Here is a 6,173-nt window from a genome sequence, read left to right as displayed (position 1 = left end):
ACAAGTGCTGAATGTCGTGAGCTGGATGGTCTACTATTTGACGTGTCGGATGCGAAGATTGGGGTTAATTTTCCTCCGCTTCATCCAGGCTGCCGTTCGATTACGCTTGAGTGTGATGAAGGGGCGCAGGATGCAGTTGCTTTAGCACCAAAGCTTTTAGATGATTATTCGAAATCAATAAGTGACTTTAGCAGGTATGGTTCTGATTTTAAACCATCAGTAACCAGCGTGGCGGTTGATGCTACTAATACTTCGAGAGCTGGATTTGGAAGTAGTGGTATCTATCTTGCTAATCCAAGTATTGATAATGAGCATATGAAATTAAACGGTACTCCTGAATATGTAGGATTTCATAGACGTAAATTATCAGATGAATATATAGATGAGATGATAATTAATAACCCGTCCTATTTAAAAGGTAAAGACATTACTTCCATAAAAAAAGAAATGGGTAAACTAAGGGCGTTAATTCAAAAGACTAAAGATGTGGCTAAATCCCAAGGTAAATACTATGATAAAAATGTTGAAACTGGTGAACCAAGTATGCAAAAAAGCTGGTTAGTAGAAAATTGCGCTGAAATATGGGCGGTTCGAGACGCAATCTTACAAGGTGCAAAAATTGAAAATCTAGTTTTGAGATCATGGGATCTTCGTAGGGGGAAAATCAAACCTTTTTGCGATAATTGCTCTATAACGTTTGAGGGTTTTATGACGTCCATGGATTAGGGGGAGAAGCGAGTGTATATGAGTGAAGAGACTGTGAAAATTCTGGAAGACTCTGGATGGCATGAAGGAAGAAGTATTAATATTGATGAAATAATCGAAAATTTAGAACAATTAGGTTACGAAGTGTTTTTAGAAGTAAAAAGTTTTTTGAGTGAATTTGGGAACTTGGTGATTGAAGATGTTATAAATGACGAGACACATGATACGAGCTTTAGATTTACAAATTATGATCGTCAGGGCACCTTTAAAACTGAGGAAAAATATGCTCAAGAGAAACTGGTTCCAGTAGGGTTGATTGATAGTGATTTTTTAGTTTTGCTTGTTTCGGAAAGTGGAAAGGTATATTGTAGTACAGGCAAATTAGGTGACAATGCAACAGAAGCATGGGAAAGATTAATTAATGGGTCCGGTGTTAAAGTGTGGGGATCTTTCTAACTATAGAGGAATAAGGATTATACTACTATAAAACAAACATCAAATGATTTGGATCTGAAGAATTATCGTAGTGTGAAACGAATTGCATAAATGGCAGTCATTGTGGCTGAACGTCAAGGCACCTTCTTACTGTTGAAGGTGTCTTTTTGCTGTTCATTTATAAGCTGGGCAATCAGATAGGTGGTGATAGAATTGGCGGACAATGATGAGCAATGGCTGGAACGTGCGTTAACTAGGGAGAGAGAAAGTTTAGATGCAGGATCAGGGGTGATGGGGGAACTCTTCAAGCAATATGATCAAGCGGCGCGTGAGATCCGAATTAGCGTTAATGATTTTTTGGTTCGCTATGAGGACGAATAAGGTTCTGCGTACGACAGGGCAGCGAAGCCGTTGAATGCGGCAGAGATACAGGAATGGAAGGATTCCGTAAATGACTGGGCGCAGCGCATCGATGAGGAGAAGGATGATGCTGCTAAACAACTGCTGCAATCTAGACTTAAGTCGGTCAAATGTAGTGATCCGCCGCTTACTCGACTTGATCTTGCATCTCGGCAAATGCGGATCGCGCTGGATGATCTGAGTGCTAAAAATGTTCGTCAAATGTGGAATGCATTTGAATCGTTGTATTCCGAAGCGTACTACAAGAAAATATTCGATATCGAGCAGCGATATGGCTTGTTACGTGAGTTTAAGAAGCCAGATGCGAAGCTGGACGATGTATTATCTCATCCTTGGAGTGGTGTAAACTTTACGGATCGGATGGCAGAGAATATCAGTATGCTGCATTTTCAAATGCGAGAAACGATCATACATGGATTGATTCACGGCAAAAGCAGCATCGAGATATTAAAAGATCTGTCTGATCAGACTGGAGCATCGTATAAACATCTAGAACGTCTCGTACAGACAGAAAGTGCGTATTTTCATAGTGAAGCGATTAGGATGGCGTACGAAGCGACTGGTGTAAAGCAGTATGAGTATGTGGCAAAATTAGATAGACGTACAAGCGATACTTGCTTAAGTTTGGATGGTAAGAAGTTTAACGTATCGGATGCGAAAAGAGGTACTAACTATCCGCCGATGCACCCGCGCTGCCGCTCGACTACGATTGAAATTGCTAATGGCATGGATGAGTCGCTTTTGAGCGGGCAACCTTTGCCGAAGGACATGACGTATGAGCAATGGCATATGGAGCGGGTTGAGGGGACGGGAGAAGTTGGAGGCTGGTTTCCAACAAGACTAATCGATCCAGATGCTGAAGGTCATATCATTCAAAGGGTTTCAGAGTTAAAAACTCGATTATCTAATGGAGCTTTGAATAAGAGTGGATCAAACTTTGCGTATGCAGAAATTTACATTACAGGGATAAAAAAAGAATTCTATGCACACAGTCAAGTAGATGGGCCACCGCCACCACACCAAACTAATATGAATTACGATGGTTTTTCATTCAAACCACAAGGTGAGGTTAGATATCCAGCTGAAGATGCTCCTAATAGTATTGGTAAACTTATACCGAGAAACGGTGATACAGAGCATAAAATTATAAATGATTTGGCAAATCAACTTGGTAAACCAAATTCAAGTATAAAAGGAAAAATAAAACTATTTACAGAAAATGATACATGTGCGAGTTGTAATAAAAACATTAGAGATTTTAAAAAGGATTATCCTAATATTATAATAGAGATAATACACAATAATGGAAATAAAATTCCTAAAAAATAAGAGGTGTTTTTTATGACGTGGCAGTATCAGGATTTAATAGATGAATTCTATTTGGATGTAGAGAAATACAAAAATGAATATTATAGTCACGATGAAGCAATCAACATTACTTTTAATGAATTTTACTCTGAAAATATTGCTGATGAAATGGAAAGAGCGCTAATTTATATTCTATATACAGAGCTTTTATTGCAAAATCCAAGGATTTACAATAAAACAAAACAAGTTCTTTTACATGAATTAGATTCAATAGATCTAGATAGAATTAGAAGTCAAATAGTTGATGGACAACTAAATCAAGAGCAACTTGAAGAAATATCAATTCGTAAAGAAGAGGTAATTAAAAAATTAAAACTGATGCCTATCGATCCGTGTAATCAGGCAAGATGGTACTATGCAGAAATTAGGAATGCCATTAGTAATTTCTATTTAGAGCTTGTCGCCAAGAATATGGATAATGACGAGATCATAGATCAGGTGTTGTCGCGATATAAGATGGGGTGTGATCGAACTCCTGGTGTGAAAATTACAGTGTATATTACTTTGGCTGAAATGTTATTGAAGAATAATCATACTATTTCTAAAAAAATTATTGATGAAATAAAAGGTTTTAAAATGGATTCAATTAATGACGAACTTAGCTTAGATGAATTAGCAGATTTATCAAGAGCCATGAAGAATGTATTAGAATAATATTCTGGTTCTGATAAAAAAATTATTCACAATATTACTAATACTACCACAATGCGAGCTAACCGCCGTGTTGTGGTTCTTTAATTATCCGCCGCTACATGCTAAACAATACAAAATACAAGCGGCGGCTCTCCTTCGAAGAGTTCACCCAGTGCCAAATGAACCGATCATTCAACCAACCTATAACATACTTAATCCATGTAATACCTGTATAAAGATTTATTCATTTTGCTTGTTAACGAAAAATTCTCTAAAGCATATCCACTACTAACCACATGACTTTACCCTTGCAGACATTTTGCAGATTACATGCAGAATCGCTGCAGGTCATTCGGTCATTCAGGCATTAATATAGTAATATAGCAAATTAAGAAATATGCTCAATGAGCTACATATTTCAACTGAACACCAGATGATTAAACCATCGTCCTCTTAACTGAGGTGGTGGTTTTTTTATACCCATTACTGGCAGCCAGTCCTAAACATACTGGTGGAGGCAATGAGCGTGGAAGTCGCTATATAAACAGCCGGGAAGGAGCAATAACATGATTGTTGAGTCAATCAGAATGCTTTTGGGTGAAGAGTTAGCCTTGCAAGTGGAAACTGCACTGCAAGGCAAAGGAAAGGAGGGGAAAGACGTTGACCTCGTCGTGGGCAACGATGGAAGTTACGTGCCCGCAGAAAAATTTGATGCCGTAACAAAAGGCAAGGCGAGCGCTGAAGCAGCCTTAAAAGCAGCCGCAGATGCACTAAAGGCGATAGGCGGCAGCGGTGATCCTTCCAAGATTGCTACCGATGTTATTGTGGCGCAGGGCAAGCTGGATGAACTTGCTCGTAATTACCAGTCTGAGCTTGCATCGATTCAGCGTACGGCTGCTATTCGCATGGCGCTTGCAGGTAAGGTGCATGACACGGAAGACCTGATCAATCTCATTGATATGGACAAGATAGAGCTGGATGAAGCGGGCAATGTGAAGCAGGACTTGGAAGAGATTATTGCTCCAATCCGTGTAGCAAAGCCTTACTTGTTTATCGATCAGCATCCTCTCAACGGTCAACAAATGTCCGTACAGATGCAAGATGGCACTGCTTCGATCATCCAAGTGGAACAAGCTGGACAACTACAGTCCAACCCCGCAATGCTCAATCAGGACCAGATTTTAAACCTCACCTTGCCAGCCATTCATGGGGCGAGACCAGCCGATCCAGGCATAGTGCCTAACTCGCAAGCTGCTAATCTATCGGCAGTGCGTGCGGCAATGGGCTTGTCTACACTGTAGAGAAACAATTGGCACAGATTTTTCTACTGGAATGTCGCTTGGTGTCTTAATAAAAATGTTTAAAAAAAGTGAGGATTAGACTTTTTTATAAAGGCAATCAGGTTGTGTAATCTTCGTGTACTGCTCAAATGCATATGGTGTACGGTAATAGCGTAGAATGAGCTTGTCTAGAGAAATAAAAATTTGATTAATCTGAATAGGTGTAGATAAGCTGTAAGCGGCAAGGCGATTAACTTTAGATATATGGATTTGGATATCGATTGTGCAGCGTTAGCAGCTGAACTACAAGACACCTTCGTGCAGATGAAGGTGTTTTTTGATGTTTATTTTCAGGTTGTGGGCAAGGGAGACTTTACGAAAGAGAAGTTTAACGTCCTATTTAATGCGGATTTGCCCGTTAATGAGACGGATATTATTACGAACATTCGCAATTCGGAAGGTATCATTTCGAAGCGGACACGACTTGCCAACCATCCTTGGGTACGCGATGTGGATGAAGAAATGGAACAGCTTAAGCAGGAGCAGCAGGAAGCGGTTGAGCAGTTTGGTTCAGGTTTGTTTGATGATGCAATGGGAGCCACGCAGAGCGGTGGTGCCATAGATGATGAACGATGATGAACAGTTGGCGCAGGATGATGAGCATACAGGTGGGGGGAATGATCAAGTAACGCAGGAAAGCAAACAGGTAGGCAGGCGTGAGGCGGAGCGACTGGAGCGGGCGATACAGCTTGAAGCAGAGAGTGCTGCAACAGGGGCCAAATTAAAGGCTGAGTTGTATCAGATGTATGATCGTACCGCACGTCATCTTCGTCGCATGGTGAACGATTTTTATGGTCGTTTTGCGAGCAGGAGCAGCAGTAGGAGCCAAGCTGCTAAGGGAGCTAACGAAATTAATGAAATTAATGGAGTGCCAGGGGCAAGGCGGGGACTCTCGTATGATCAAGCTGTAAAGCATCTTAAGCCTGCTGAGATAAAGGAATGGAAGGACAGTATTGCCTTACGAGCGGATCGCATTGACAAAGAGACGGATCCTAGTGTGCGTGAACGCCTTCAGGAAAAGCTGAAAGGGATCACATGCGGTACGAGTCCCCCGAATTCACGGTTTGACGTATTATCTGGGAGCATGCGTATGGCGCTTGACGAGCTGGATGTAGCGGGTGCTCGGCAGATGGGAAGGGCGTTTGAAATGCTGCTGTCGGACGTGTACGCTAAGAAAATATCCGACATGAAGCAGCGAGATGAAGAGCAATTCGGTGATAAGGAGATACGTGATAACCGTCTCGATGCGGAGGAGATAGCGAAAGTGCTGTC

The 6,173-nt window shown here is 41.0% G+C and carries 7 protein-coding genes and 1 pseudogene; all 8 read left to right on the top strand.

Features of this window, described 5'->3' with window-relative positions:
* The coding region (locus IFO66_RS23970) for a hypothetical protein (protein ID WP_337913682.1) at nucleotides 1–726 on the top strand (726 nt) is incomplete at its 5' end.
* Between the two features lie 18 nt (nucleotides 727–744).
* Complete coding sequence (locus tag IFO66_RS23535; protein WP_192027453.1) at nucleotides 745–1,161, top strand: SUKH-3 domain-containing protein; 417 nt, start codon at nucleotides 745–747, stop codon at nucleotides 1,159–1,161.
* A gap of 192 nt (nucleotides 1,162–1,353) precedes the next feature.
* Nucleotides 1,354–1,521 carry a hypothetical protein gene (locus IFO66_RS23530; protein ID WP_192027452.1) on the top strand — a complete coding sequence of 56 codons (168 nt, stop codon included), beginning with the start codon at nucleotides 1,354–1,356 and terminating at the stop codon, nucleotides 1,519–1,521.
* A gap of 30 nt (nucleotides 1,522–1,551) precedes the next feature.
* A complete protein-coding gene (locus tag IFO66_RS23525) occupies nucleotides 1,552–2,889 on the top strand; it encodes a deaminase domain-containing protein (protein ID WP_192027451.1) in 1,338 nt (445 codons plus the stop codon).
* A 12-nt stretch (nucleotides 2,890–2,901) separates the two neighbouring features.
* A complete protein-coding gene (locus IFO66_RS23520) occupies nucleotides 2,902–3,582 on the top strand; it encodes an Imm3 family immunity protein (protein ID WP_192027450.1) in 681 nt (226 codons plus the stop codon).
* A gap of 545 nt (nucleotides 3,583–4,127) precedes the next feature.
* Nucleotides 4,128–4,862, top strand: coding sequence for a phage scaffolding protein (locus tag IFO66_RS23515; protein WP_192027449.1), 735 nt, complete (start codon nucleotides 4,128–4,130; stop codon nucleotides 4,860–4,862).
* A 225-nt stretch (nucleotides 4,863–5,087) separates the two neighbouring features.
* A pseudogene (locus tag IFO66_RS23510) lies at nucleotides 5,088–5,477 on the top strand (phage portal protein); the annotation flags it as partial.
* Nucleotides 5,464–6,173 (top strand): hypothetical protein (locus IFO66_RS23505; protein WP_192027448.1); only part of this gene is annotated, 710 nt, incomplete at its 3' end. The pseudogene IFO66_RS23510 and the gene IFO66_RS23505, both read left to right, overlap by 14 nt.

It is taken from the genome of Paenibacillus arenosi, from assembly GCF_014841135.1.
GTDB classification, from domain to species: domain Bacteria; phylum Bacillota; class Bacilli; order Paenibacillales; family Paenibacillaceae; genus Paenibacillus_B; species Paenibacillus_B arenosi.
This window is presented reverse-complemented; position numbering and strand designations above follow the sequence as displayed.

What these genes read in the sequence shown, in the direction of transcription:
- IFO66_RS23535 (WP_192027453.1), top strand. Translation starts at nt 745, where the DNA reads ATGAGTGAAGAGACTGTGAAAATTCTGGAAGACTCTGGATGGCATGAA.
- IFO66_RS23520 (WP_192027450.1), top strand. Translation starts at nt 2,902, where the DNA reads ATGACGTGGCAGTATCAGGATTTAATAGATGAATTCTATTTGGATGTA.
- IFO66_RS23515 (WP_192027449.1), top strand. Translation starts at nt 4,128, where the DNA reads ATGATTGTTGAGTCAATCAGAATGCTTTTGGGTGAAGAGTTAGCCTTG.